Source organism: Actinorhabdospora filicis, from assembly GCF_030269765.1.
GTDB lineage: Bacteria > Actinomycetota > Actinomycetes > Mycobacteriales > Micromonosporaceae > Actinorhabdospora > Actinorhabdospora filicis.
Window position 1 is genome coordinate 325,064 of the sequence record NZ_BSTX01000004.1, and the last position, 24,229, is coordinate 349,292.

Genomic DNA, 24,229 nt, shown 5'->3' on the forward strand with positions numbered 1-24,229 from the left:
CGGCGAGGCTTGAGGCATGACTCCTGAAGAGCTGACCGACCGGACCGAGATCGCCGACGCCCTGTACCGCTTCGCCTATGGCCAGGACCTCAAGGACTACGCGCTCTTCGCGACCTCCTTCGCGCCCGACGCGGTGGTCGACTTCGACCCCGTCTCGCAGCGCTGGGGCGCGGCCTCGCCGCTCATGGAGGGCCGCGAGGTCATCGTGTCGGCCATCTCCGGCCTGTTCGCCGGGCGCGTGGACACCTCCCACACCATCACCAACGTGCGCGCCACCGTCGACGGCGACACCGCCACCGCGACGGCGCTGGTGGAGGCGCAGCACCTCCTGTCCGCCGACCACTCGGTGCACGCGCTGCTGAAGAACATCTATGACGTGACGCTGGTCCGCGACGGCTCGCGCTGGGTGATCTCCCACCTGCGGCTGTCGAACCTCTGGTACACAGGGGATCCCCGGGCGATTTTCGGGTGATTCCCCCGATGTGGACGGTCGGTGTCCGGGCGATGCTGACCGCGACCCACATGGAGGTTTCATGCGAAAGAGCCTCATCGCGGCCGTGGCGATGGCGGGCGTCCTGCTCGCCGCCGCGCCCGCGTCCGCATCCGCGTCACCCCACCTGTCCCTCCCGGCGCCGACCGGGCCGTTCGCCGTCGGCGTCCACGACGAGCACCTCGTGGACGCCGCCCGGCCCGATCCGTGGCACCCGGAGCAGAGCCGGGAGCTGATGGTCAGCGTCCGCTACCCCACCCTCGCCTCGCACGGGCGGACGCGGCAGTACGCCACGGCCGCCGAGTCCACGCTCGCGCTGACCGCCTACGAGGTCCCGGGGCCCAAGGACGTCCTGACGACCGTGCCGACCAGGTCCCTTGTGGACGCTCCTATCGTCGCGCCGTGGCGGCTGCCCACGGTGCTGCTGTCGCCGGGCTACGGGGCCGGGCGCTGGTCCCTGACGTCCCTCGCCGAGGACCTCGCCTCGCGCGGGTACCTGGTGGTCACCATCGACCACAACTACGAGGCCTTCGGGATCACGTTCCCCGACGGGCACACCACCGACTGCGACTCCTGCCTGGGCGATGACGGGCCGAAAGTGGTGCGCGGGCGGGGCGCCGACGCGTCCTTCGTGCTCGACTCGCTGCTGCCGCGCTGGCCGATCGACCCGGCCCGGATCGCGATGGCCGGGCACTCCATCGGCGGCGCCGCCGCTGCCTACGCCATGGCCCTCGATCCGCGGATCAAGGCCGGGATCAACATGGACGGCTCCTTCCAGATCCCGCCCACAGTGGACCGCGCGTTCCTCATGCTCGGCACCACCGGCGGGCACCCGCGCGGCGCGGGCACCGACTGGGACACCGCCTGGAACGGGCTGGGCGGCTGGCGGCGCTGGCTGACCGTGGACGGCGCCGCGCACATGTCCTTCGGCGACACCGCCGTCCTCGCCGGGCAACTGGGCCTGCCCGATCCCGAGCAGACCATCACCGGCGAGCGCGCCGTCGCGCTCACCCGGGGGCTCGTCGGGGCGTTCCTGGACCGGCACCTGCGCGGGCTGCCCGGTTTCGTCCTCGACCATCCGCCGGCGGGCGTGACCCGCTGGGGCTAAAGGCATCTGGTCAGCCGCGCGATGCCGGTGGGGATGGCCTCCACCGGTATCGCGCCGAAGCCGAGCACGAGTCCATGGTGGACGCCGCCATAGCGCGACAGCGGATGTGCGCGCACGCTGGCGCGCGCGGCGGCGTCCACCGCCTCGTGGTCGTCGCCGTCGACGCGCACGGCCACGTGCAGGCCCGCCGCGCCCGGCATGGGCGTGAAGCCGCGCTCGACGAGGGTGCTCGTGAGCGCGTCGTAGCGCGCCCGGTAGATCTTGGTGGCCTTGCGGACGTGCCGGGCGAGCAGGCCCTCGTCGATGAACGCGGCGAGCGCGGCCTGCGTCCACCAGTCGCCGTGCCAGTCGGCGAGCCGTTTGGCGCAGGCGAGGGCGGGCATGAGCGCGGGTGGCGCGACGAGGAATCCGAGGCGCAGCAAGGGGGACAGCACCTTGGAGAAGGAGCCGACGTAGATGACGCGTCCACTGTGGTCGATGGAGTGCAGCGGGTCGAGGGGCCGCTGCTCGTAGCGGAACTCGGAGTCGTAGTCGTCCTCGACGATGACGGCGTCGTGCTTCGCGGCCCAGGTGAGGAGTTCCTCGCGGCGCCGCAGTGACATGGGGCGTCCCAGCGGGAACTGGTGGGAGGGCGTGACGTAGACCAGCTTCGCCCGGTCCGGGAGGTCTTTTGTGGACAGCCCCTCGTCGTCGACGGGGACCCGCGCGACCTTCGCGCCCAGCGATTCGAACAGCTCCCGCGCGGGCGGGTAGCCGGGGTCCTCGACGGCGACCACCTCGCCGGGGCGGGTCAGCGCCCGCGCGGCCAGGTCCAGGGCCTGCTGCGCGCCCTGGGTGACCAGGACCCCGGCGGGCGTGGCGCGCATCGCGCGGGCGAGGCCGACGTGCCGCGCGATGGCGTCCCGCAGCCCCGGATGCCCTTCGGGCGCGCGGTATCCCGGTGTGTCCACTTTGGTCAGCCGCACCTCGCGGGACAGCAGCCGCCGCCACGCGTCGTAGGGGAACAGCGCGGGATCCGGTACGCCGACGAGGAAGTCGAAGCGGAAGCGCCGCACGTCGGGCTCACCGTCGCTGCGCGCGTCCTCGCGCGGCCTGGCCGGTGCCGAGCGCGGCGTCGTCCGGCCCGCCACGAACGTCCCCGCGCCGACCCGCGCGCTCAGCCAGCCCTCGGCGGCGAGCCGCTCGTAGGCGACGGTGACGGTGTTGCGGCCGATGCCGAGGTCGGCGGCCAGCTCCCGCGAGGCCGGGAGCCGCTCGCCCTCGCGCAACCGGCCGTCCAGGACCGCCTGCTTGAGCGCCCGGTACAGCCGCGCGGCCAGGTCGCCGGGACCGGTCAGCGAGAGCTCCATTGGCTCCTCCAGATGCATGAGAATTGGCCCTTACGGCAAGCCAATCACGGTCGTAAGTTCATCACATGACCGAGATCGACATGTGGTTCGACCCCAAGTGCCCCTGGGCCTGGAACGCCTCCCGCTGGCTGCTGGAGAGCGAGACCGTCCGCGACGTCCACGTGAACTTCCACGTGATGAGCCTGCACATCCTGAACGAGAAACGCGACGTGGACGAGTGGTACCGCGGCTGGCTCGGCGACACCCTCGGCCCCGCCCGCCTGGCCATCGCGGTGGAGAAGAAGTACGGCAACCCCGCCCTGCGCGACTTCTACACCGAGATCGGCACCCGCATCCACCGCGGCAAGGAGACCATCGGCCCCGAGCTCTACGCCGACGTCCTCGCCGACCTCGGCCACGACCCCGCCCTCGCCCTGGCCGCCGACTCCGACGAGCACGACACCGCCCTGCTGGCCAGCCACCACGCCGGGCTCGACCTCGTCGGCGAGGACCTCGGCACACCCACCATCCACCTCCCCGGCCCCGACGGCGAGCCGGTGGCGTTCTTCGGGCCGGTGATCACCCCGATCCCCAAGGGCGAGGAGGCCGGGGTCGTGCTGGACGGGGTCATGGCGCTGGCGCGGTCGAAGGGGTTCTACGAGCTGAAGCGCGGGAACCGGCCGCGGCCGGACACGGCGTGAGGTGATCTTGACGGTGCGGGCGAGGAGTTGGACCATGATCGGGCCCGCCTTCTCGCCCGTGAGGTGTCCATGCCCGCAGTGCCCGATGACGTTCGTGTGCCCACGAGCCGTGCCCGAGCCGTGTTCCGTGAGACCGGCCGGGTCATGCGGAAGATGGGCTGGCAGTGCCCGATCGTGGCAGCCCCCAGCGCGATCGTCAGCGGCGTGCGACTCGGGCTGGTGGCGGGTGTGCTCGCCGCGCTCGGGGGTGCGCTCGGTTGGCTGACCACTTGCGTGCTCGCGGGGTTCGCCACCGCTCGTCGAGCGGAACGGGGAGTCGGCCGGTGACGCGCCTGCGGGCGGGGGTGGCGAGTGTGAAAGACCTGCTCGCGGGCTTCTGGTGGATGATCGCCGGCGCGACGGGCGGGGGTTTCTTCTACGGCCTGTACGTGGGCGAGTACCGGCTCGTGTCCGGCCTGGTGGGCGCGGCGGCGGTGGGGGCCGGGGTGGCGGCGTTGTTCGTGGCGGCGGGTTTCGCAGCCGGGCTGCGGGAGCCGGGTTCGGCCCGCGTCGATGCGGGCGAGAGGCCGTGATGTCGCCGGTGAGGGCCGGGCTCGCGGGAGCGCGGGCCACCATCCGCCACCTCTGGTGGCTCCCTCCGTTGGCCGTGGTCACGGTCACCGCGGCGGCGATCTCGGTCGTCATGGACGGCTTCGCGCTTCAGCTGCTGATCGGCGTCTCGGCCGGTGTGCTCGGCTACCTCTGGCTCGCCGTCGCGGGGTTCATCGGCGGCCTGCGCAACCCCTCACCACCCGAAACTCCGACATGTGCCCCATCCCACCCCCGCGAGGGTGCTAACTAGAGCTACCGTTTCACTCGTGCCACGCGATCCGAAGATCACCCGTAACGCCGCCAGCCGTCTCGGTCCTGCTCGCAGGGACGAGGACGTGCGGGCCGTGCGGCGGGACAAGCTGGACGTCGTCGTGATCGGCGGGGGCGTCACGGGGGCAGGGGCGGCGCTGGACGCGGCGAGCCGGGGGCTCTCGGTCGCGCTGGTCGAGGCGCGGGACCTGGCGGCGGGGACGTCCTCGCGCAGCAGCAAGCTCATTCACGGGGGCTTGCGGTACCTGGAGCAGTTCGAGTTCGGGCTGGTGCACGAGGCGCTGACCGAGCGGGGGCTTCTGTACACGCGGCTGGCGCCTCATCTGGTGCGGCCGGTGCCGTTCCTGGTGCCGCTCGAAGCGCCGGTGTGGCAGCGGGCGTACTACGGGGCCGGTGTCGCGCTGTACGACACCCTCGCCACGGCCTTCGGGCATGGGCGGGGGATGCCGTGGCATCGGCACCTGAGCAAGCGGGCGGTGCGGCGTCTCTTCCCCTCGCTGAAGCAGGACGGCATGCACGGCGCCATCCGGTACTTCGACGGGCAGGTGGACGACGCGCGGTTCGTCCTGAGCCTCGCGCGGACGGCCGCGGGGTACGGCGCGCACGTGCTCACGTCCACGCGGGTCGTGGACCTCATCCGCGACGCGCGCGAGGTGGTGGGCGTGCGGGTCAAGGACATGGAGTCCGGTGAGGAGTACGAGATCCACGCGCGGACCGTCATCGCGGCCACGGGTGTGTGGAGCGACGACGTCAGCCAGATGTTCACCGACCGGCCGGGGCTGCGGGTGCGGGCCAGCAAGGGCATTCACCTGCTCGTGCCGCGCAGCGCGATCAACGGGGACGCGGGGCTGATCCTGCGCACCGAGAAGTCGGTGCTGTTCGTCATCCCGTGGGGCGGGCACTGGATCATCGGGACCACCGACACCGACTGGACGCTCGACCGGGCGCATCCGGCCGCCTCGGCCGCCGACATCGAGTACCTGCTGGACCACGTGAACGCCGTCCTCGACCGGCCGCTGAGGCCCTCCGACATCGAGGGCGTGTACGCGGGGCTGCGGCCGCTGCTGTCCGGCGAGGACGACCAGACGTCCAAACTGTCGCGCGAGCACGCCGTCGTGGAGCCGATGCTGGGCCTGATGCTGGTCGCCGGCGGCAAGTTCACCACCTACCGGGTGATGGCCTCCGACGTGGTCGACCTGGCCTCGAAGCGGCTCGGGGAGGTGCGGCCCTCGCGGACGCAGGACGTGCTGCTCGCGGGCGCCGACGGCTTCCACGCGGCGTGGGCCGACCGCTCCGGCATCGCCCGCAGGCACGGGACGACCGTCGGCGTGGTCGAGCACCTGCTGGAACGCTACGGGTCGCTGGCGCTGGAGGTCCTCGCGCTCATCGAGGAGCGGCCGGACCTGGGCGCGCAGCTCATCGGCGCGCCCGAGTACCTGGCCGCCGAGGTCGTGTACGCCGCCCGCGCCGAGGCCGCGCTGCACATCGACGACGTCCTCGCCCGCCGCACGCGCATCTCCATCGAGACACCGCACCGGGGGACCGAGACCGTCGAGCAGGTCGCCGCGCTCATGGGCGGCGAACTCGGCTGGGACGACGCGACGCGGCAGCGCGAGATCGGGCACTACCTCGCCCGCGTCGCCGCCGAACGCGACTCCCAGACCCAGCCCGACGACACCACCGCCGACGCGGCCAGGCTCGGCGCGCTGGACGTGCGGATCGCGCACCCGTAGCCCTGCGGGCGGGGCCGCCGTGGATGCGGCGGGCGGGTTTGTGGCGGGGGTTGGGTGAGGGTTTCGGCTTAGCCCGCCATGAACACCGTGGCCGGAGCCTGTGGCGGGGTTGAGGTGAGTGCTCCGGCTGAGCCCGCCGCCGGCGCCGTGCGTGACGCCCACCGCGAGGACCGCCGCGCCACCCCGCGCGCACCCACCCCGTCGCCACCCCGCCCCCACCCCGCCATGATCGCTGAGGCAGCGGGTGGTCACGGCGAGCTACCCTCCACACAAGACAGTGGGGAGGGGCCATGCCCATGCCGCTCGACGCCGCCGCTCGCGCGCAGGGACTGCACCGGGTCGTCGAAGTGCGCGCCGGGGGACGGACGTCCACGGGCTACGCCGTCACTCCCGACCTGGTCCTGACCGCCGCGCACGCCCTGCCCGACGAGGGCGGCGGGGTGCGCGTGCGCACCGTCGACGGCCGGGCCGCCGACGCCGAGATCGTCTGGGAGGGCCCGGCGGGGGTGGACGCCGCGCTGCTGCGCGTCGCCGACGCGCCCTGGGCGGAGGACCCGGCGGTGCGCTACACGCGCTGGGGCTCGCCCGGCGGGGACGACGTCCCGGTCGTCGCGCGGGGTTTTCCGCGCGCGGCGAAGATCGGCGACGTCCGCGACGTGGAGACCATGCGCGGCACCGTCGACTACGGCACCGGCGTGCGGCACGGCCGCTACGGGGTGAACGTGCGCACGCCCCGGCTGGACACCTCCGACGAGCCGTTATGGCGCGGCATGTCCGGCGCGGCCCTGCTGGCCGAGCCGGGCGGGCAGGTCCTCGGCGTCACCGTCTACGACCAGTCGGCCTTCCAAGGCACGCGGCTGCTGGTGGTGCCCGCCGCCGTGCTGGTCCGCGATCCGGAGTTCGCCGAGCTCACCGGCGCCGGGCGCGATCACGACGAGACGGTCGTGCGGCGCGACGTGCCCACCGTCGACCGGCTGCTCGTCCCGCCCGTCGAGCCGCTGCCCGAACGCGCCTCCGACTGGCAGCTGCTGCTGTCGAAGTACGCCGTGGTGCCCTTCTGCGGCCGCGACGAGGTCCTCGACGAGCTGCGCGCCTGGTGCGCCGGGCCCGCGCGCTTCGACGTCGCCGTCATCACCGGCGACGGCGGCGCCGGCAAGACCCGCCTCGCCGGGCACCTGTGCGGCGAGATGACCGCCGCGGGCTGGGACGCCGGGATCCTCGCCGAATCGGCCCTCCAGGACGCCTACGGCGCCGCGCCCTACCCCGAGATCACCCGGCCCGTCCTGCTCGTCGTGGACTACCCCGAGCCGCTCGCCGCGGGCGTCGCCGCCCTCATCCGCGCCATGATGACCCGCCGCCACGGCGCGCCCGTGCGGCTCCTGCTCGTCGCGCGCGCCAACGCCGCCGCCGACGGCCTGCGCGACGCGCCCTGGTGGACCGAGGTCACCGGGCTCGCCGAGGGCTACGCCGCCGAACCGCCCGTGGTCGCGCTGAACGTGCACCACCTCACCGACGCCGAACGCGCCGAGCACTGGACCGCCGCCGTCACCGCCTTCGGCGGCGTGGACGCCGAACCCGTCCCGCTCACCGGCGAGGAGTTCGCCCACCCCCTGCGCGTGCACATCGCCGCGCTGCTCGCCTCGCGCGGGGAGAGCGTCGAACGCGGCGTGCTGCGCCAGTTCCTGGCCCGCGAGACCAGGGTGTGGACGCGGTCCCTCCCGGCGGGCTTCGACCCCGTCCTCGCCCGCCAGGCCGTCGCCCTCGTCGCCCTCACCACCCCCGAACGCGACGGCCTGCGCGAATGCCTCGCGCTGCTGCCCGACGCCGATCCGGCCGCCCGCCGGGTCCTGGCGCGCTGGCTGCCGACGGTGTTCCCCGGCGACGGCGACCGCCTCGTCTTCGGGCCCGACCGGCTCACCGAGGAACTCCTCGGCTCCACCGAGGACCTGCCGCTGCTGGTGGCCGGCATGTACGAGCGGAACGGGACGGGCGTCCTGGACGCCTTCGACGCGCTCATCCTGGCCGCCGACCGTCCCAACGTCCGCCGCGCCCTCGGCGGGATGCTCTCCGGGCACCTGCCCGAGCTGGCCGAGGCCGCCCTCGCCGGGAACGGGCCGGAGGCCTCCGCGCTGGAGACGGTCCTGCGGCTGCTGGCCGATGAGACCGAGATCCGCGTCGACGGCCTGCGCTACGACACCGGCCCGTTCTGGGCGCACTGGAGCCTGCGCGGGGCCCTCGCCATGCTCGTGGCGATCCGGATGCGCCACTACAAGGAGCCGGGCCTGCTGGGCACGCTCACCGACCTGGCCGCCTACCAGCTGGCCTTCTCGCGCACCGCCGAGGCCTTCGACACCACCGCCGAGGCCGTCGGGCTGCTGGCGGAACAGCCCGAGGTCACCGAGGCGCAGGCGCGGCTGTACTCGGCGATGGCCGTCATCGACACCACCAACGGGTTCGGCGACAACGCCGTCCTCCAGATCGACCGGGCCGTGGAGCTGCACGGGGCGGCCCTCGAACACGTCACCGGCGACGAGCTGGCGCGCCTGCTCAGCCACGCCGACGGCGACCTCGTCAACAGCGCGATCATCCACGCCAACGCCGGCGACTACGCCGGTGCCGCCCGGGCCCTCTCGCAGGCCGTCGGAGGCGAGGACCCCTACGGGCTCACCGCCGCCCTCGTCGCCGTCACCGAGCTGGCGCCCACCGGCGACCCCGCCGGGTTCGGGCACCACTCCTGCTTCTTCCACGTCGGCCACAGCGGGCGGCTCGACTACCGCTCCGACGTCACCGCGTGGGGCGTGCGGCTGGCCGCGCACGTCCCCGACTCCGCCGAGCCCGGCTGGGCCGCAGCCATGCACCGCCTGGCGGTGGCCGTGCACGCCGCCTCCGGCGCGGCCGACGCGGTCCGGGTCGCCGAACGCGTCGCGACCTCCTCGCCGGAGGCCGCCGAGTTCCTGATCCGCGTCCTCGTCGAGGCCCAGGACCACGCCGGCGTCGTCGCCGTCATCGACCGGCTGCGCGCCTTCACCGGCGACCTCCCCGAACGCCGCGCGTACTTCCTGGCCTCCGAAGGCATCGCCGACTACTACGTCGGCCAGTACGCCGAGGCCGTGGAGGTCCTCACCCGCGCCGCCGAGGCCCACCGCGCGCTCGGGCCGAGCATGAGCATGGTGGAGACCCTGCGGCACCTCGCCTGGGCCCTGCACGCCTGCGACGACCACACCGCCGAGCTGCGGGTGGCCGAGGAGCTCACCGGCGTCCTGCGCGGACTCGCCGAGCGGCACCCGCACCTGCGCGCCGACCTGCTGAACGCGCTGCGCAACCTCGCCGAGCTGCGCGGCCTGCTGGACATGGAGATCGCCGACGTCCTCGACGAGGCGCTGCTGATGCGCTCGCGCCTGGGCGAGTCCTTCGGCGAGGACGCCTTCGACCTGGACCTCCTCAGCGCCGGGTACCACGCCTTCCGCGACCCCCTGGCGTCCCTGGCGCTCACCGAGGACGTCGCCGCGCGCGCCCGGGCGCGCATGAACGCCGTCTACCCGCCCGAACCCGCGCGCGTCGCCGAGTACCTGACCGCCCTCCAGTCGCAGCTCGTCGCCAAACTCACCACCGGCCGTGCCCGGGACGCCGTCGCGCTGGTCGTCCAGGGCTTCGAACTCGTCGAACGCCACCTCGACGACCACCCCAGCCGCGCGCACCTGGCGGTCTCGCTGAAGTCGCAGTACGGGCGCGCGCTGACCATGCTCGGCGAACGCGAGCGGGCGGTGGAGGTGCTGGAGAAGGCCGCCGCCGAACTGGAGGAGGCGCCGCCGGCCTTCTGGACCGACACCAACATCGTCGCCGTCCACTCCACCCTCGGGCTGGTCTACGGGCAGATCGGCGAGCACGCCCGGGCCGTGGAGTGCCTGGACCGGGCGGTGGCGTCGCTGCGGGCGCTGCCGGAGTCGGCCTCGCGGTCCCTCAAGCTCGGCGAGTGCCTCCAGCTCCAGGCGAGCCTGGCGGCCATGACCGGCCGCCGCGACGACACCGAGGCGATGCTGGACGAGGCCGACGCGCTGCTGATGGGCCTGGGCGGCATCGCCGGGGTCCTGCTCGGGTTCAGCCTCCAGACCCGGGCGTGGCTGCGGTTCGTCGACGACGATCTGGACGGCGCGATCGAGGCGATCTTCGCGTCCCTGCGGCTGACCGAGCCCTACGCCGATGACGGGCCCGAACCCGGTATCCACGCCAGCATCCAGGAGTACGGCGCCTACCTGCTGGCCATCGCCGGGCGCGAGGAGGAGGCGGCCGCGCTGGCCGTCACCGGCACCGACAAGATCGAGAGCCTGCTGGAGCGGGGGGTGGCGCTGTCCCCGCGCCTGTACGGGCGGCACGTGATGGGCTGCCTCGTGCGGGTCCTGGCCGCCGCCGATGACGCCGACGCCGAGGCGGTCGCGCACTGGAGCGAACGCGCCTTCCACGCCCTGCGCTGCGGCCCCCGAGCCGACCTGCCGCCGCTGCTGGACCTGATCCTGGGCGCCTTCGGCGAGCAGCTGCCCGAGGACGCCGAGGCCCCGCTGGAGCGGCTGCTGGTGGAGGAGGCGCGGATCCTGCTGGCGGAGGCCGGTGACATCCTGCCCGCCGACGTCGTGGAGCTCTTCCGGCTGATGACCGAGGGCGGCGATCCCGACGAGGTCGCCGCCGCATTCGACCGGCACCTCGACATCGCCGAGGACCGGACCTTCTAGAGGGCGGTCTCCTCGACCACCAGCGCCAGGATGTCCTCGAAGGCCTGGTTGGGGGCCCTGCCGCAGTCATCGGTCGAGGTGACAGTGTCGCCCACGGTGATGCCGAACATGAACATGTCGGCGCAGTTGCCGTTCTCGCCGGTCTTGCCGGGCGGGGCGGTCAGCCCGTCCGACTTGGCCAGCGTCTGCAATTGCTGGAGCTTGGCGGTGGCGAGTTTGCCCGTCTCGGTCTTGCCGGCGCGGGAGTCGGTGAAGGTCCACGAGCCGTCCTCGGCGATGACGACCTTCTGCTCCAGCCCGGCGAAACCACCGGTCTTGGTGACGATGATCTGCAACGCGTACCCCGGTTTCACCCTGCTCCCGTCATCGGGAGACGCCGACGAGGCGGGCGGCTGGGCCGTGGCCGGAGCGGACGGGGTGGAGGAGGGCCCGCCCGCGCCGGTGTCGGCACCGGGCGAGGCGCAGGCCGCGAGCGCGGCGGTGAGGGCCGCGGCCACGGCGAGGCATCGTAGAACCCGCATGGCCTTAGGACGCGCGCGGCGGGCGGGCGGTTCCCACCGTCCGGACCCCAGGTGGACGGCCGTGGGTGGGGCGGGGTGGTGTCCAGGGCATGGAGCCACCCGGGGCCCGGCGTGGGGTGGTTCCCACCGTCCGGACCCCAGGTGGACGGCCGTGGGTGGGGCCGGGCAGCATCCAGGGCATGGATCACCGTGCCATCGACGACAGCACCACCGAGGACCGCACCATCGAGGACCGCACCATCGACGGCGCCGCCCTCCTCGCCGAGCTCGCCGCCGCGCTGCCCCAGGGCGCCGTCGTCACCGACCCCGACATCCTCGCCGCGCACGTCCGCGACCACGCCGACCTGTGCGAGGCGGGCGCGCCGCTGGCGCTGGTCCGGCCCCGCGACACCGCCCAGGTCGCCGCCGTCATGCGCGCCGCCCACGCCCACGGCGTCCCCGTGGTGCCGCAGGGCGCGCGCACCGGGCTCGCGGGCGCGGCCAACGCCGTCGACGGGTGCCTCCTGCTGTCCCTGGCGGGCATGAACGCGATCCTGGAGCTGGACCCCGTCAACCGGCTCGCCGTCGTCCAGCCCGGCGTGATCAACGCCGACGTCTCGCGCGCGGCCCAGGAGCACGGCCTGCGGTACGTGCCCGACCCCGGCTCGTGGGAGTCGTCCACCATCGGCGGCAACGTCGCCACCAACGCCGGTGGCATGCGCTGCGTCAAATACGGCGTGACCAGCGAGTACGTGCTGGCCCTTGAGGTCGTGCTCGCCGACGGGCGGGTCATGCGCTGCGGACGCCGCACCGCCAAGGGCGTGGCCGGATACGACCTGGTCCGGCTGTTCACCGGCTCGGAGGGCACCCTCGGCGTCATCACCGAGATCACCCTCAAGCTCTCCCCGATCCCGGCGGGCGCGCTGACCCTGGTCGCGGCGTTCCCCTCGACGACCGCCGCGGGCGAGGCCGTCACCGCGATCACCGCCGCCGGGCTCGTGCCCAGCCTGCTGGAGCTCATCGACAACGTGCACCTGCGCGCCATCGAGGACCTCGCCCCGCAGGGCCTGCCGGTGGACGCCGCCGCGCTGCTGCTGGCCGGTTCCGACTCCGGCGAGCTGGACGGGATCGCCGCGATCTGCGAGTCCAGCGGCGCCACCGAGGTCTTCGCGGCCACCGACGCCACCGAGGCCGACATGCTCATGACCTCCCGGCGGCTGGCCTACACCGCGATGGAGAAGCTGGGCGCGGTCATCGTCGACGACATCGCCGTCCCGCGCTCCCGGCTGGCCGAGGCCCTCGACGGGGTCGCCGCGATCGCGGCGAAGCACGAGGTGCTGATCGGCGTCATCGCCCACGCCGGGGACGGCAACCTGCACCCGAACATCGTCGTCGACCGCGAGGATCCGTCCAGTGTGGAGCGCGGCCGGGCGGCCTTCGACGAGATCATGGCGATGTGCCTGGAGATGGGCGGGACGTCCACCGGCGAGCACGGCGTCGGGCTCCTCAAGAGAGAGTGGCTGGCCCGCGAGGTCGACGAGGTCAACATGTCCGTCCAGCGCGCGCTGAAGGACGCCCTGGATCCCACCGGCGTCCTCAATCCCGGCAAGGTCCTCTGAGGAGGGAGTCCTCTAGGGACGGTCCCGCTAAAGGGTTCGTGGGCCGTCGCACGCGCCGGATACCTTGCGGGCATGGAATCACTCGTCATCCACCGCACCCTCCGCGTGCCCCGGCCCGAGGGCGAGCCGGGCGAGGGCGTGGTCGCGGCCGCGCGGCTGGACGCCGTCCTGCTCCGCAGCGGCTTCACCATGTCCGGCGACCTGCTGCGTCACCTGGCCGGGCTGCGCCCGCGGGACGTGGACGCGCTGGGCACGCGGCTGCTGCCGGTGGTGGCCGCCCTCATCGGCGCCGAGCATGCGCACAACCCGTACTTCCCGCGCTTCCCCGCCGACGTGCCCGAGACGATCGAGTTCTGGGTGGACTGCCTGCGCGACGCCCTGAAGTACCCGGTGCAGCGGGAGCTGATCGTGTCCCGGTTGCTCGACGAGGGCCGGGTCAACCTGCTCGACCTGCCCAAGTACGGGACCTACCAGCACACCTACGAGGAGATGCTGGAAGCCCACGACGAGTTCACCGCCACCGGCAAGGAGCGGCTCACCGTCCTGCACCTGGGCGCCTCCCTCGACGAGGAGCTGTCCACTCTGTACGGACAGCTCGCCGGTTCCGCCGTCCCGCTGGGGCCCGAGGACTGGGACACGCTGGCCGCGCTGGCCGCCGTCCGGCTCGACACCGAGGTGGACGTGCCGGTCCGCGAGTCGCGGGCGGCGGTCAACCTCGCCCGGCTGCGGGCGGGCCGCGCGCCGATGGCCGACTCCATCGTGGACGTGCTGCGCCTGGCCAACGCCGCCGGTGGCGGCCGCGGTGACCTGACGCGGCCGGTGCGGTTCCGTTTCGGGCGACCCGAGCGGCGGGTCCTGCTGACCGCGCTGCACGAGATCGTGCGCGCCAATCCCGCGCACCTGGCCGACGTGGCCCGCCACCGCGAGCAGTGGAAGCGACTGGGCGAGAAGCTGCACCCGCACGAGCACCCCCGCCTGACCGGCGCCGCCGAGGTCTTCGCCGTCGCCCGCGGCGACGCGCGAGTGTCCACACTGGCCGGACGGGTGGAGCTCGCGCTCGGCGCGGGCGACGTGCCCGGCGCCGTCAAGCTGCTCAAGGCGTCCCCCGGCATGCTGCTGCGGTCCGCCGACCGGCTGGCGCGACTGGGTTCGGCGGACCTGGCCGCCGCGATCGCCGAGGTCGCGCCGAGGGTGTCCGGGCGCGTCCTGCTGTCGCTGCGCGAGCACCTCGCCAACCGGGACGCCCCGGAGGCCCTGCGCATCTTCGTCAACCGCGCCGGGAAGGCGTGGGTGTCGCCCGACGCGCGCGAACCGCTGGATCCCGCGCTGGCCGGCGAGATCGGCGCCGTCCTGGAGGCCGAGATCGCCTCCCGGCTGCCCGCCGCGTCCTCGGTCACCGTCGCCGCCGACGCGACCGGGCTGACGATCCCGCTGTCGCTGCGCGACGTCGTCCCCGGCTTCGGCGTGCTGCCGCGCGGATCGGAGACGGCGGTGGAGGGCCCGGTGCTGCGGCTGTTCACGCACTGGCGGCAGACGATGCACAACACCGACTTCGACCTGTCGGTGGAGATGCTCGACGAGGACTTCGGGCAGGCCGGCCAGGTGTCCTACACCTCGCTCCAGGACGTCGGCGGCGTCCACTCCGGCGACCTGACCTCGGCGCCCCAGGGAGCCACCGAGTTCATCGACATCACCCTCGACCAGCTCGTCGCGCCCTACCTGCTGCCCGAGGTGCACATCTACTCCGGGGAGGGCTTCGGCGAGGTCGCCACGTCCTACTTCGGTTACATGGAGCGCTCCCCGGAGCAGGCCGGGCTGCCCTTCGAGCCCTCGACCGTGCGGGTCCGCTCCGACCTGCGCGACAGCGGGCGCACCGCGCTGCCGCTGGTGGTCTACAAGGGAGAGAACGGCTGGACCGCGCGCTGGATCAACCTGTTCCTGCGCGGGCACGCCAGCCTCAACTCGGTGGAGACGGCCTACCTGACCACCTCGGCGCTGGTGCGCGGGGCGATGGCCCGGCGGTACCTGCGGGTGGGATGGCTGGCGCGGCTGTGGCCGGTGACCGAGGGCGCCCCGGCCGTCCACATCGGACTGACGCGGCCGGAGGGACTGCCGGAGGAGACGGTGGTCTACACGCCGGACCGGCTGGGCGAGCTGGTGCCGGAGTAGCGCGGGACAGGTATGATCCCGGTGAGGCCATGGGATGGCTTCCTTCTCAAAACCTTATTTGTCCAGTCATCCCGCTCTCCTCACCAGAGGCCATGTACCGGCTTCCTTCCCTTGGTTGAAAGGAAGTGCCCTCGGGCGTCCTTTTGGAGTCAGCCGGTACGCTCTCCTCGCGAGGCCATGGAGTCGCTTCCTTCCTTCGGAGCTACGGACTCGTGTCATCAGCGCGGCCGCTCTCCCGGGGGCTCGCGGTGAGGCCATGGCGCGGCTTCCTTCCAGACGGGCCCGTCTCGGGCCTCGGTCCCGTAGCCGTGCCGCTTTCCTCGCCCGCCCCGCCGCAACGGATCGTTCGCGCGCGGGCGCCCGCGTTCGCCGTACGTACCCATCGCCGTCTGGACAGGGTCTCGACCCTTGGACCCGACCAGGGGCTCTGCCCCTGGACCCCGGGCCTCTCTCGGGAGGCGTCTCCTCCTCTGGTCGGCTGTTGCGACGCTGAACGAGGAACCTGGGGGTGTCAAGACGGAAGAGCTGTCTTGACACCCCCAGAACCCTCGTTCCAAACCACGTCGGCCGACCGACGGAGGATCCGTCTCACCTGTCCCGGGGCGAGCTCTCAGCCGCGTCGTGGTCGTGCCGGTCTCTCGGCCCGCGGCTCTGGCCGTCCGTCCCCGAACGGGCCGGGCGCGGCTCGTCTCGCGGCCGGAGTCGTGTGGAGCGGGATTCACCGGCCATCGGCGCGCACGATTGGCCCGCTCCCAGTGGCGTCGGCGCGTCTAGCATTCGCCCATGATCACCGTCGCCCCACTTCAGGCCGCCGACCGGCCCGCCTGGCAGGCCCTCTTCGAGGGCTACATCGCCTTCTACGAGCGCGCCGAATCCCCCTCCTTCTACGAACACAAGTGGGCCGAGTTCCAGGACGGCACCCGTATCCACGCCCTGGGCGCCTTCGAGGACGGCGTCCTGCTCGGCATCACCCACTTCTTCGCCCACCCCAGCACCTCCGGGCCCGACGTCTGCTACCTCCAGGACCTGTTCACCGCCCCGGCCGCCCGCGGGCGCGGGGTCGGCCGGGCGCTGATCGCGGCCGTGGAGGAGTGGGCGCGCGAGCGGGGCTGCGGTCGCCTGTACTGGCAGACGAAAGAGGACAACGCCACCGCCCGCCTCCTGTATGACAAGGTGGCGACGTTGTCCCCGTTCGTCCGCTACGTGGTCGAACTCGGCTGAGGAGCCCCATCCGATGAGCGCACGCAGGATCATGCCCGTCCTCAAGACCGACGAGGTCCCCGCGAACCTCGACTTCTACGGGCTGCTGGGCCTGGAGAAGGTCATGGACCACGGGTGGATCGCCACCCTCGCCTCGCCGTCGAACCCGACCGCGCAGATCAGCTTCACCACCGGCGACCTGACCGGCCCGGTGACACCGGAGGTGAGCATCGAGGTGGACGACGTCGACGCCGCGCACGCGGCGATGGTCGCGGCCGGCGCCGAGATCGTCCACCCGCTCCAGGACGAGGAGTGGGGCGTGCGCCGGTTCTTCGTGCGCGACCCGTCCGGGCGGGTGGTGAACGTGGTGGGCCACCGCTAGGGGCGGCGGAAGTCCATCACCCAGTTCCGCTCCCAGGTCGCGCCGCCGTCACCGGAGTACGCCTGCTCCCAGCGGGGCGTCCCGGTGTCGACGCGCGACCAGATGTAGCGGACCTTCACCAGGCGGCCCTCGTGCTCCTCCTCGCCCTCGAAGACGCCCACACCGTCGGCGAAGCGGCCGGTGACGGGCGGGAAGAGGCGGCCGGTGGCGTTGTTCGACCAGTACAGCGACCACAGCCCGGTCGCCGGGTCGAACAGCCGCAGCGTGCAGCCGCGCGAGCCGTCGGCGAAGACGATCTCGTCGAAGTTGGCGCCGCCCTCGAAGACCGTGTGGCAGTGGGCCGTGGCGTCCAGCTCGCGCCACTCCTCCTCGCCGCCCGCCAAGCGGTGGACGAGGAGGCGGTTGGCGACGATCCAGTCGCCGGTCAGGAACTCGAAGTCGCTCATGAGGGCCAGTCTGTGACCCATACCTGACAGGTTATGGCAGCTATGACGGACTAGGCTTCGGGACATGCGCGCCAGCCGACTGCTGTCCCTGCTCCTCCTGCTGCAGAACCGGGGCCGGATGAGCGCGCCCGCGCTCGCCGCCGAGCTGGAGGTCTCGGTCCGCACCGTCTACCGCGACGTGAACGCGCTGGCCGCCGCCGGGGTCCCCATCTACGGCGAGCACGGTCCCCTGGGCGGCTACCAGCTGCTGGACGGGTACCGGACGCGGCTGACCGGCCTCACCGAGCAGGAGGCGGAGGCGCTGTTCCTGTCCGGCGCGGGCAACACCGCCCAGGACCTGGGCCTGGGGGCGAACCTGGCGGCGGCGGAGCTGAAGCTGACCGCCGCGCTGCCCACCAGCTACCGGGAGGCCTCCTCGCGCATCCGGGAGCGCTTCCACCTCGATCCGCGCGGCTGGTTCCGCGATCCCGACGTGGTTCCGCACCTGACGACGGTGGCCGACGCGGTGTGGCGGGCGAAGCGGGTGCGGGTCCGCTACCGCCGCTGGGATCCGACACCGGCGACGGTCTCGCGGACGCTGGATCCGCTGGGGCTGGTGCTCAAGGGCGGCACCTGGTACTTCGTGGCGGCCAAGGGCCCGGGGACGCGGACCTACCGGGTCGCCTCGATCGTGTCGGTGAAGGTCCTCGACGAGGACGCCGCCCGCCCGGCCGATTTCGACCTCGCCGGGCACTGGGAGCGGGGCGTGGCCGAGTACGAGGCGCGGCTGACGCGGGAGTCGGCGACGGTGGCGTTCTCCCCGCGCGGGCTGCGGGACCTGGAGGACCTGCTGCCGGGCGTCCCGGGGCGCATGGCGATGGAGTCGGCCGGTGAGCCCGACGCCGACGGCTGGCGGATCGCCACCGTCCCGGTGGAGTCGGTGCGGCAGGCGATGCGGGAGCTGTTCCGCTTCGGGCGCGACGCGAAGGTCCTCGGCCCGCCGGAGCTGCTGGAGGTCATGCGCGCGGAGACGGCGGCGCTGGCGGAGCTGTATCGAACGTGACCGGCGCGCCGAAGGCCGCCCGCCGCGAGGCGCGGCGCAGCACCGCCAGGACGCCCGGCCCGGCCAGCAGGATCGCGATGAGGTTGGTCAGCGCGCGGCCGGTGTCCCAGCCGGCGCTGGAGGTGGTGATGGTGAACAGCACGAAGGTGTGCAGGTTCTCCCAGGGGGTGGCGGTGGCGTCGAAGGACAGCTGCGTGCCCACGCCCGCGGTGAAGGGCCAGAACCACATGTTCATCAGGAAACCGAAGACGTAGGCGGCCACCACGCCGTAGACGGCGAGCATGGCGATCTCGGCCTTTCCCGTGACGCGCTTGGGAAGCAGCCCGGCGCCCAGCCCGATCCAGGCCGAGGAGACCATCTGGAACGGCAGCCACGGGCCGACCCCGGCGGTCAGCAGGGCCGAGGCGAACAGCGAGGTGGCGCCCATGGCGAAACCGAAGCCGGGGCCGAAGACGCGTCCGGCCAGCACCAGCAGGAAGAAGACCGTCTCGATCCCGGCGGTCCCGGCGCCCAGGGGACGCAGGCCCGCGTTGACCGCCGACAGCACGCCCAGCAGCGCCAGCGCCTTCGGGTCGATGCCGCCGGAGGACAGCTCGGCCAGCACGACGGCCAGGATGACCGGCATCGCGATGATGAACAGCATCGGCGCGTCGGCGGAGTGCGCGGCCGACTCCGGCGCCGGTGGCGCGAACAGCGGCCAGAAGAACATCGCCAGCCCGGCCAGGGTGGCCAGGCTCAGCACGATCGAGGTCCGGGTGGTCAGCGAGATGACCGGAAAGCGGCTCATGGGTTCAGCGCCTCCGCGACCTGCTCCACCGTCAGCCACGGCGAAGGCGCCAGGATCTTGGCGACCTGCGGCGCGAAGGCCGGGGACGCCACCACGACCTCGGCGGTCGGGCCGTCGGCGACGATCTCGCCCTCGGCCATGACGACCACCCGGTCGGCGGCACCGGCCACGAACTCCACGTCGTGGGTGGCCACGACCACCGCGCGGCCCTCGGCGGCCAGGCGGCGCACGACGGCGGTGAAGCGCTCCTTGGCCTGGTAGTCCAGGCCGCGCGTGGGCTCGTCCAGCAGGACCACGCCCGGCGCGGCGCCCAGCTGGACGGCCAGGACCAGCGCGAGCCGCTGCCCCTCGGACAGGTCGCGCGGATGCCGGTCGCCGGGGACGCCGGGCGCCAGATCGTCCAGCAGCGCGCGGCAGGTCCCTTGCACCACACCGGATTCGGCGTCGCCCTGGCGGCACTCGGCGTCCACCGTGTCCAGGTACAGCAGGTCGCTGGCGGTCTGCGGGACGAGCCCGACCAGTGCGCGTGCTCTGGCCGCCGAGACCTTCGCCGGGTCGGTCCCGGCGACGTCGACGGCACCCGAGTGGCGTTTCCCGGAGCCCTGGAGCGCCCACAGCAGTGAGGACTTCCCCGAGCCGTTGCGGCCCATCAGCGCCGTCACCTGACCGGCGGGCAGTACCAGGTCCACCTCGCGCACCGCGACGGTCTTGCCGTAGGCGACGGTGACGGCCTTCGCGGCCAGCTTCGGCTCACCGTCCATCGTGGACGGCGGCGGTGGCGTGCGGCCGTCGAGGCGCTCGCGCAGGGACGCCGCCCGGCGGCGGGCGTCGCGCACCGACAGCGGCGGCGGCGTCCAGCCCGCCAGCCGGGCCAGCCGCACCACCGGCGGGGCGATGTCGCTGTCGGCGATCATCGCGGCCGGTTCGCCGTCGTGGACGCGGCCCTCGCCGTCCAGGTGCAGCAACCGGTCGGCGTACTGGAGGACCCGCTCGACCCGGTGCTCGGCGACCAGGACGGTGGTGCCCAGGTCGTGGACCAGCCGGATGATCGCGGCCAGCACGTCCTCGGCGGCCGTCGGGTCCAGCGCCGAGGTCGGCTCGTCCAGGACGAGGACCTTCGGATGCGCCGTCAGCACCGAACCGATCGCCACCCGCTGCTGCTGCCCGCCCGACAGTGTCCGCAGTGGACGGCGGCGCAGCTCGGCCACGCCCAGCAGGTCCAGGGTCTCCTCGACGCGCTTGCGCATCACCGCCGGGGGCAGCGCCAGCTGCTCCATCCCGTAGGCGAGCTCCTCCTCCACGGTGTCGGTGACGAAACCCGCCAGCGGGTCCTGGCCCACCACGCCCACCAGGCCCGCGAACTCCTGCGGCGCGAAGGCGGCGGTGTCGCGGCCGTCGACGGTGACCCGCCCGTGCAGGTGGCCGCCGGTGAAGCGGGGCACCAGGCCGTTGACCGCGCCCAGCAGCGTGGACTTCCCCGCGCCGGTGCGGCCGGTGACCAGGCACAGCTCGCCCTCGCCGACGCTCAGCTCGACCTCGCGCAGGACGGGCCGCTTCGCGCCGGCGTGGAAGAAGGTGACGTTCTCGAAGCGGATCAAGAGACTGACTCCGGCGGAGGGGCGAGCCACGCGGGCAGGACCGCGACGGCCACCGCGAGCGCGGGCAGCCAGCCGACCTCGGGCCAGGCGAGGGGACTCAGGGAGGGGTACAGGTCGGCGGGGTCGACCGAGGCGGTCAGGTACATCAGCGCCGCCGAGGCCACCCCGCAGGCGGCGACGGTGATCTCGGCGGCGCGCCAGCGGTCGGGGCGGTAGCGGGAGCGGCTGACGCGGCGTCCGCCGATGAGGAAACCGGCGATGGACAGCGCGAGCCCGGCCAGCAGCATCGGGACGCCCATGTAGCGCGGGGTGGAGGCGTCCATGACGCCGTAGAGCCCGGCGCACACGCCCAGCAGGCCGGTGATGACGAGGGACCCGGTGAGCAGCCGGGTGCGGGCGGGGATCTCGCCGGTGCGGCCGTAGCCGCGCGAGGCCATCGCCGAGGCCAGCGCGAGTGAGCGGTTGAGGGCGTCCTCCAGCACCGGGATGAGGATCCCGCGCAGTGCCTTCAGGCCCTTCTGGCCGCCCGCGCGCAGCCTGCGGGCCCGCCGGACGCGCAGGACCGACTCGACGAGCTGGGGTGCCACGGTGAGCGCGACGACCACGGCCGTGCCGATCTCGTAGAGGGCCCCGGGCAGCGACTTGAGCATCCGCTTGGGGTTGGCCAGCGCGTTGGCCGCGCCGACGCAGATGACCATCGCGGCCAGCCGCAGCCCGTCGTAGAAGCCGCTCAGGAGCTGCTCGGCGGCCACCGCGCCGAACAGGCGGATGCCCTGCGCCCACTCCGGCAGCGGGATCTCGGGCAGCGTGAACAGGATCGTGTCGCCCTGGCCGCCGCCGAAGACGATCCGGAAGACCACGCGCATGGTGATGATGACCGCGCCCAGGTACAGGTACATCCGGAACGCCAGGGCCCAGGGCGCGTCGCTGCGGCGGCGGGCGACGACGTAGCCGCAGGCCACCAGGATCATCAGCAGCAGCACCGGATTGGTGGTCCGGGACGCCGCGGTGGCCAGCCCGAACGCCCACAGCCACCACGCGCCCGGGTGCAGGGCGCGCGGCAGCGAGCGGGTCCAGGACGCGACCGTCACGTCTGTTTCTTCTTGCGGCGGATGCCGATCACCGCTCCGGAGACCCCGAGGACGATGACGGCGCCCAGCGCGATGAACGTCCCGGCGGGGACGCCCGAGGGCTTCTCGGCGTTCCGCGCCAGCTCTTCGCCGCCGGTCCAGCCGGGCGCCTCGGAGGGCAGGTCGGACGGCCCGGGCGCGGCCTCCCCGGAGGAGGCCACAGTGGACGGTGAAGCGGAGGCCGACGGGGACGCCCCCGGCTCACCGGGTTTCGCGGGCTCGCCGGGCTTCTGCGGGTCCGGGTCACCGCCGCCGGGGTTCCCGTTGTCGCCGCCGTCGTCACCGCCGCCGTTGTCGGGAGGCGCGGGACGGCTCGGCCCGACGCGCGGCGGCGGGCTGGTGTCGGCGGTCTTGTCCTTGGAGAACGACCAGCCCTCGAAGCTGCCCTTCGGGGGCTTGCGCGCCATCACGCCCCACTGGCTGTAGGTCCACGAGCCGTTGTTGGGGGAGTGCCAGTAGGACCAGTACGCGGTCGCCGGGGGCGTGTTGATGCACGCCTCGTCGGCCGCGCCGGGCTTGCCCTCGATACGGCAGATGAACGCCTCACCCCAGCGCTGCACGCCGGTGATCTGGAAACCGGCGTTCTTCAGCGCGGTCAGCCCGCTGGCCTGGTCCCCGGGCGCGCACCGGACGATCGTGGACCCGCCGAGCTCCTGGAAGTCCACGATCACGGTGACGCCGTCGGCGTCCGGGCAGAACCCGGGCGTCCCGGCGCCGGTGGTGGCCTGCGCGGGCGCGGCGATGAGGATCCCGGCGGCCGCGGCGACCGCCAGGATTCCCGCGCGCAGGCGCCGCATCATCGCCTCGCCCGCCGCCGGGCCAGGACCACGAACGCCACACCGAAGACCAGCAGCAGCGCCGCCGCGCCGCCGAACAGCGGCAGGCTCGCGCCGGTGGTCGGCAGGTTCCCGCCCGGCTTGGTGCCCGGGACGCCCGGGCTCGCCGTCGACGACTGCGACGAGGAGGCCGGGGAGCTGGGGGACGCGCTGGTGGAGGTGGACGGCGAGGCCGAGGACGACGACGGGTCCGAGGGCTGCGGGCCGGGACCGGAGTCCTTGCCGAGCTCGCCCAGGGAGACGGTGGTCAGGCCGAGGACGGCCTGCGCGGTGGCGCGGCGGAACTGGTCGCGCGACATCGGGAAGCCGTTGTCCACGGCGTCCTTGCGGGCCTCCTCGCTGTAGGCGATGGCGCCCGCGTCGCCCTTGGCCGAGCCGCCGTTGGCGGCGGTCAGCTGCATGGTCTTCACCCACGCGGCGGCCTTGGCGGAGGCGTCGGCGCTGCCGGTGGCCAGCAGCGCCTGCCCGGCCAGGCCGGTGGAGTTGGTGTTCTGCACGTCGGCGGTCCAGCCGGAGCCGGCGAAGGAGCCATTGGGCTTCTGCTGCGTCTTCAGCCACTCGGCGCCCTTGAGGGCGGCGGCCTTCGCGCCGGTCTTGCCGTTGGCGTCGGCGGCCAGCAGCGACTGCACGGCCATCGAGGTGGAGTCGGGGTCGAGGGTGGCGTTGCCCTGCCCGTCGCAGTCGTCGAGGACGCTCTGCTCGGCGTTGTGGAAGGGGTAGAGGCGGAAGCCGCCGGCCGCGCACTGCTGGTCGATGAGGAAGTCGACCGCCGCCTGCGGGACGCCGCTCTTCGTGCGCGACAGCGCCAGGACCGCCAGGGACTGGTCGAAGGCGTTGCCGCCCTCCTTGTCGGCGGTCATCTTGTCCCGGAACCGGCCGTTCTCCAGGCCCGTGGTCCGCATGAGCCCGCGCAGCTCGGACTCGATGTCGAACTTGCCGTACTTCGCGGGGTCCTCACCGGCGATGACGGCCGCGTAGGCGACCTTCGCGGTGGCCCCGGCCACGCGCTGGCCCTTGTCCGACCACAGGTCGAGGGTGAAGTACTCGTCGGCGCGCGCCTTGAGGGCGCCGGTGATCTTGGCGGCGGTGGCGTCATCGGCGCCGGTGGCCTTGAGCGCCATCAGCGCGTCGATGGTCAGGCCCCAGTCGGCCGTGCCGAAGTCGGTGTTGAGGACGCCCTCGGCGCCGACCTCGTGGGCCAGCCAGGAACCGGCGGACTGGGCGGGCGATGGGTCGGCCGTGGCGGTGACCGCCGACAGTCCGATGAGGACGGTCGCGGCGGCACCGAGGGCGGCGGCGGTCTTGGCGACGCCGGTCATGGGGCACCTTCCCGGTCGCGCCGCGAAACCCGGCCGAGACACGTCCCCGGGCGCGAAGGTTCGCGCGCACGGGGATGGACGCTCGGCGAACCGGGCTTCCACACCGCAGACCATGACAGTGAGAAGCGAAGCACGCGGATCAGACGGTCCGGCTCGCGGCGAGGCCGCTCACGGTTGCAGGTCAGCGCCGGATTCGCACCGGCTTCTCCTGGTTCGCGCGTCGGCCGGGCGGGGCGCCCGGCGTGGCGGAGTC

The 24,229-nt window shown here is 73.4% G+C and carries 20 protein-coding genes; 12 read left to right on the forward strand and 8 right to left on the reverse strand.

Annotation, left to right across the window (positions count from 1 at the left end):
• The first annotated feature begins 16 nt into the window (after positions 1 to 16).
• Both QSK10_RS26495 and QSK10_RS26500 read left to right on the forward strand, forming a co-directional pair.
• Entirely contained in the window at positions 17 to 472 is a 456-nt protein-coding gene (locus QSK10_RS26495) for a nuclear transport factor 2 family protein (RefSeq protein WP_285665795.1), read from the forward strand.
• A 61-nt stretch (positions 473 to 533) separates the two neighbouring features.
• The gene (locus QSK10_RS26500) at positions 534 to 1,598 is read left to right on the forward strand and encodes an alpha/beta hydrolase family protein (protein WP_285665796.1); all 1,065 of its coding nucleotides are present in this window, start codon (positions 534 to 536) and stop codon (positions 1,596 to 1,598) included.
• On the opposite strand, the gene pdxR is transcribed toward QSK10_RS26500, so the two are convergent.
• The gene (gene pdxR / locus QSK10_RS26505) at positions 1,595 to 2,947 is read right to left on the reverse strand and encodes a MocR-like pyridoxine biosynthesis transcription factor PdxR (RefSeq protein ID WP_285665798.1); all 1,353 of its coding nucleotides are present in this window, start codon (positions 2,945 to 2,947) and stop codon (positions 1,595 to 1,597) included. The two genes, QSK10_RS26500 and pdxR, sit on opposite strands and share 4 nt — an antisense overlap.
• A 65-nt stretch (positions 2,948 to 3,012) precedes the next feature.
• On the opposite strand from pdxR, the gene QSK10_RS26510 reads away from it, so the two are divergent.
• The 5 genes from QSK10_RS26510 to QSK10_RS26530 all read left to right on the forward strand — a co-directional run bounded on the left by QSK10_RS26510 (position 3,013) and on the right by QSK10_RS26530 (position 10,948).
• Positions 3,013 to 3,627, forward strand: coding sequence for a mycothiol-dependent nitroreductase Rv2466c family protein (locus QSK10_RS26510; RefSeq protein WP_285665801.1), 615 nt, complete (start codon positions 3,013 to 3,015; stop codon positions 3,625 to 3,627).
• A gap of 353 nt (positions 3,628 to 3,980) precedes the next feature.
• The gene (locus QSK10_RS26515) at positions 3,981 to 4,199 is read left to right on the forward strand and encodes a hypothetical protein (RefSeq protein WP_285665803.1); all 219 of its coding nucleotides are present in this window, start codon (positions 3,981 to 3,983) and stop codon (positions 4,197 to 4,199) included.
• Between the two features lie 74 nt (positions 4,200 to 4,273).
• Positions 4,274 to 4,468, forward strand: coding sequence for a hypothetical protein (locus QSK10_RS26520; protein WP_285665805.1), 195 nt, complete (start codon positions 4,274 to 4,276; stop codon positions 4,466 to 4,468).
• 34 nt (positions 4,469 to 4,502) lie between these two features.
• A complete protein-coding gene (locus tag QSK10_RS26525) occupies positions 4,503 to 6,221 on the forward strand; it encodes a glycerol-3-phosphate dehydrogenase/oxidase (protein ID WP_285666440.1) in 1,719 nt (572 codons plus the stop codon).
• 290 nt (positions 6,222 to 6,511) lie between these two features.
• On the forward strand, positions 6,512 to 10,948 hold the full coding sequence (locus QSK10_RS26530; RefSeq protein ID WP_285665807.1) for a S1 family peptidase: 4,437 nt from the start codon (positions 6,512 to 6,514) through the stop codon (positions 10,946 to 10,948).
• Here QSK10_RS26530 and QSK10_RS26535 read toward each other — a convergent pair.
• Positions 10,945 to 11,445 carry a hypothetical protein gene (locus tag QSK10_RS26535; protein ID WP_285665809.1) on the reverse strand — a complete coding sequence of 167 codons (501 nt, stop codon included), beginning with the start codon at positions 11,443 to 11,445 and terminating at the stop codon, positions 10,945 to 10,947. The genes QSK10_RS26530 and QSK10_RS26535 overlap by 4 nt on opposite strands.
• A gap of 263 nt (positions 11,446 to 11,708) precedes the next feature.
• Between QSK10_RS26535 and QSK10_RS26540 the strand changes: the two genes are divergently transcribed.
• From QSK10_RS26540 to QSK10_RS26555, 4 genes are all read left to right on the forward strand, one after another.
• Positions 11,709 to 13,067: an FAD-binding oxidoreductase gene (locus QSK10_RS26540; RefSeq protein WP_432705375.1), complete on the forward strand. Its 1,359-nt coding sequence runs from the start codon at positions 11,709 to 11,711 to the stop codon at positions 13,065 to 13,067.
• Between the two features lie 72 nt (positions 13,068 to 13,139).
• A complete protein-coding gene (locus tag QSK10_RS26545) occupies positions 13,140 to 15,236 on the forward strand; it encodes a TerD family protein (RefSeq protein ID WP_285665813.1) in 2,097 nt (698 codons plus the stop codon).
• A 783-nt stretch (positions 15,237 to 16,019) separates the two neighbouring features.
• Positions 16,020 to 16,457, forward strand: coding sequence for a GNAT family N-acetyltransferase (locus QSK10_RS26550; protein WP_285665815.1), 438 nt, complete (start codon positions 16,020 to 16,022; stop codon positions 16,455 to 16,457).
• A gap of 13 nt (positions 16,458 to 16,470) precedes the next feature.
• On the forward strand, positions 16,471 to 16,818 hold the full coding sequence (locus QSK10_RS26555) for a DUF6894 family protein (protein ID WP_285665816.1): 348 nt from the start codon (positions 16,471 to 16,473) through the stop codon (positions 16,816 to 16,818).
• Here the strand turns inward: QSK10_RS26555 and QSK10_RS26560 are convergent.
• On the reverse strand, positions 16,815 to 17,285 hold the full coding sequence (locus QSK10_RS26560) for a hypothetical protein (RefSeq protein WP_285665818.1): 471 nt from the start codon (positions 17,283 to 17,285) through the stop codon (positions 16,815 to 16,817). The genes QSK10_RS26555 and QSK10_RS26560 overlap by 4 nt on opposite strands.
• Before the next feature lie 43 nt (positions 17,286 to 17,328).
• Here QSK10_RS26560 and QSK10_RS26565 point away from each other — a divergent pair, with 43 nt between their 5' ends.
• Positions 17,329 to 18,306: a helix-turn-helix transcriptional regulator gene (locus QSK10_RS26565; RefSeq protein WP_285665820.1), complete on the forward strand. Its 978-nt coding sequence runs from the start codon at positions 17,329 to 17,331 to the stop codon at positions 18,304 to 18,306.
• Here QSK10_RS26565 and QSK10_RS26570 read toward each other — a convergent pair.
• From QSK10_RS26570 to QSK10_RS26590, 5 genes are read right to left on the reverse strand one after another with little or no spacing between them, the layout of a single operon-like run.
• The gene (locus tag QSK10_RS26570) at positions 18,260 to 19,093 is read right to left on the reverse strand and encodes an ECF transporter S component (RefSeq protein WP_285665821.1); all 834 of its coding nucleotides are present in this window, start codon (positions 19,091 to 19,093) and stop codon (positions 18,260 to 18,262) included. The two genes, QSK10_RS26565 and QSK10_RS26570, sit on opposite strands and share 47 nt — an antisense overlap.
• On the reverse strand, positions 19,090 to 20,691 hold the full coding sequence (locus QSK10_RS26575; RefSeq protein WP_285665823.1) for an ABC transporter ATP-binding protein: 1,602 nt from the start codon (positions 20,689 to 20,691) through the stop codon (positions 19,090 to 19,092). The genes QSK10_RS26570 and QSK10_RS26575 overlap by 4 nt, the downstream gene beginning before the upstream one ends.
• Positions 20,688 to 21,782, reverse strand: coding sequence for a CbiQ family ECF transporter T component (locus tag QSK10_RS26580; RefSeq protein ID WP_285665825.1), 1,095 nt, complete (start codon positions 21,780 to 21,782; stop codon positions 20,688 to 20,690). Before QSK10_RS26580 ends, QSK10_RS26575 begins: the two co-directional genes overlap by 4 nt.
• A complete protein-coding gene (locus QSK10_RS26585; RefSeq protein ID WP_285665829.1) occupies positions 21,779 to 22,621 on the reverse strand; it encodes a hypothetical protein in 843 nt (280 codons plus the stop codon). Before QSK10_RS26585 ends, QSK10_RS26580 begins: the two co-directional genes overlap by 4 nt.
• Positions 22,618 to 23,976 (reverse strand): prenyltransferase/squalene oxidase repeat-containing protein, encoded by a 1,359-nt coding sequence (locus QSK10_RS26590; RefSeq protein ID WP_285665831.1) that lies wholly within the window; start codon positions 23,974 to 23,976, stop codon positions 22,618 to 22,620. The genes QSK10_RS26585 and QSK10_RS26590 overlap by 4 nt, the downstream gene beginning before the upstream one ends.
• Positions 23,977 to 24,229: the final 253 nt, after the last annotated feature.